The organism is Mariprofundus micogutta (genome assembly GCF_001895085.1).
In the GTDB taxonomy this organism is placed as follows: Bacteria; Pseudomonadota; Zetaproteobacteria; order Mariprofundales; family Mariprofundaceae; genus Mariprofundus; species Mariprofundus micogutta.
The window spans coordinates 1-2,564 of sequence record NZ_BDFD01000044.1 but is presented as its reverse complement, the minus strand read 5'-3'; the positions used below and the strand labels follow the sequence as shown (position 1 = coordinate 2,564).

The following is a 2,564-nucleotide window of genomic DNA, read 5'->3' as shown; positions in this document are numbered from 1 at the left end:
TGGGTTGGCCACTGTGGTGATAATGCAGCCTGTGAAGGGTTCTTTGGCATGCTAAAGCGAGAAAGGGTTCATCATCGCTTGTATTGCACACAGGATGAGGCAAGAGCAGATATTTTTGATTATTTGGGAAGGTTCCATAATCCAAGAATGCGGCGCAGACTAGCTGCTCAAGATATAAGGTTTACATCGTTTTTAAACCGTCCGTAGAAATGGGGTAGAACCCCAGAGGCATGGTTGGTTGCTGGGTTTGACACCAGTATAGATAACCCTGAAGAGATAGAACCTGAAGATGAACTAAACCGGATGAATGGAAGCGGAAGCCTACCAGTAACCCTTAAGTTTCCTGGTGGTAAATTAAAGAAGGAACCTGACAAGTGGGATGCTATGACTAATGCAGTTATTGGAAATCTCTCACATATCAGATCCGTATGTTCCCATTGCGATAAATTTTTAATTTCAATCGAATCAAGAGCATTAAATAGTGACGCAGGAGTATAGGAGATATACTGAAGAGGAACGTTAAGTTTCTTGTCAGGGAAATAATAAGATCATATATATAGGTAGATTATAGTTTGTTGGTATATTTGATGGTATATATTTAGATCGAATTAACCATTTCCTTTACAATCAATGCTTTAGGTGATCCTTTACATTCCCCTAGGTTACCAATTCAACTAAGCACTTACGTTAAGACGTGAGTGCTTTTTTCTTTTCAGGGCTGTGGCCAAAATCTGAATAAGGTTACTTTTTTGTATGATTCATTATGTTGGTTCTTTAAAAATCATTGTCATGCATTAACCTTTGAAATACATTAACAACCAACACATGAACCAACACTACACCATTTGATAAGTGATGGTTCTTTTGTTGGTTCTTTATTTCATTAATAAGAACCAACACGGGGGCTGTATTGGCTTTATCTGACGAACAAATTGAAGCTACTAAAGTACCCCATGGTAGAAACCAATTTAAGGTGAGTGATGGCGGTGGTCTCTATTTGCTGGTGAAATCTTCTGGTCGATACTGGAAGCTGGCATACCGCTTTGAAGGTAAACAAAAGACATTGGCCTTTGGCGTGTATCCGGCAGTTAGCCTTGAAGAAGCTCGTCAAAAACGGGAGTCCGCCAAGGAATTGTTGGCGCAAAACATTGATCCTGGTGAGATAAGGAAACAGGAACGGATTGAGCTGAAAGCTGCCAGCCAGGTACAAACTGCATCAACTGCAGTTGAGGTCGTGCACCGTCCGAAAGCATTAAATCGAATTGAACAGGAAGAGATTGAGCTTCGTCGCTTGTCTATTCTGCAAGCAGTTGCAGCTTCACATGCATTCACAACAAACGAAGCAGCCCTTCAGCCTATGCTGGAGTCAAATGGATACTATTTGTCTTTTGACAGGTTGCGTACAGATCTTGCATGGTTATATGAACAACAGGCTATAGATCTAAAAGCTGGAGCGTTATGGGGCATTTATCTGACGCAGTTCGGTTTTGATGCAGTGCATGGTCGTATGTGGATACCGGGAATTAAGCGAGCCGAAGCAGAAGTGATGAAAGAGAAGGAATAGGGGGGGATACCCCCCCCCTTACCCTGTTATTCGAAGCATTTGATTTGATGGGCTTACCCACAAAAAAGCCTGCAAACACTAGGTTTACAGGCTCTTATGAGGTGTTTTTATACTCTAATATGGTACCGAAGACTGGACTCGAACCAGCACGGATTGCTCCACTACCCCCTCAAGGTAGCGTGTCTACCAATTCCACCACTTCGGCATGTGGCGGGCATGTTAGAAGGGCACCAAACGGTGTCAAGTTGTGATCTTGATTCAGTATTAATAAGAGTGAGCTCTGCAAGAGCTTTTAAAAACGATCTCTATAACCCTTTAAACCTGATAAATACACTAGGTTATTATGAGGCAGGGGAAATAAATACTATAAAAACAAAGGCTTAGCGGGTAGTTCATCATCAGGATTATTGTTGAGCAGTGAATCTAATTCCCGCTGTTCGATGATGCCTTTTCTAAGCAGTAATTGGATGAGGTTATCCAGCTTTTTGTCTGAATCTGAGTGGCTTGATCGCTTAATACTTTCAGTTTGTGTGCTTACATCAGCCTGTTGCTGGCCAACAGCTTGCCGGAATGCATCATCAACGATGCCTGTGGGCTGCAGAGAAAACTGTGTTTGGAGCGATTTAACGGCGTCACGCGTTGAAGGCCCGAATACGCCTTTTATGTCCGTAATAGAAAATCCACGCTGAGTTAGCTGCGTCTGAAGTGTGCTGACAGATTTACCACGCATAAATATTTTCAGTTTTTTACCGGGATTCCTTTTATTCATAAACAACTCCAGATTGTTTTCTGCATCATAGTTATGAACAATAACCATACAACATTGAATTATTTACAAAACCAAACACAATGATTCCATTCTTTTTGATTATACACTGCTGTCCGGTTAAGGAATTAGCAGCAAGAAAACAGGCCTGAATTCCCAACGATTATGGTAAATTTGTAGTTATCCAGACAGCAAATTCACAGAACGGAGAACTCAGGCCATGAAGCACATTAA

Annotated in this window: 3 protein-coding genes and 1 tRNA gene; 2 read left to right on the top strand and 2 right to left on the bottom strand. The window is 41.6% G+C overall.

The window, feature by feature from the left end; translation table 11 throughout:
* Together MMIC_RS12330 and MMIC_RS12325 are read left to right on the top strand one after the other, a co-directional pair.
* Positions 1 to 207: IS3 family transposase (locus tag MMIC_RS12330; RefSeq protein WP_143144961.1), on the top strand; the 207-nt coding region annotated here is incomplete at its 5' end.
* A 703-nt stretch (positions 208 to 910) separates the two neighbouring features.
* Complete coding sequence (locus tag MMIC_RS12325) at positions 911 to 1,564, top strand: Arm DNA-binding domain-containing protein (RefSeq protein WP_072660765.1); 654 nt, start codon at positions 911 to 913, stop codon at positions 1,562 to 1,564.
* A 120-nt stretch (positions 1,565 to 1,684) separates the two neighbouring features.
* Here the strand turns inward: MMIC_RS12325 and MMIC_RS12320 are convergent.
* Positions 1,685 to 1,769: transfer RNA gene (locus tag MMIC_RS12320), tRNA-Leu, on the bottom strand.
* Positions 1,770 to 1,928: 159 nt separating this feature from the next.
* Positions 1,929 to 2,333 (bottom strand): peptidoglycan-binding domain-containing protein, encoded by a 405-nt coding sequence (locus MMIC_RS12315; RefSeq protein ID WP_227819514.1) that lies wholly within the window; start codon positions 2,331 to 2,333, stop codon positions 1,929 to 1,931.
* Positions 2,334 to 2,564: the final 231 nt, after the last annotated feature.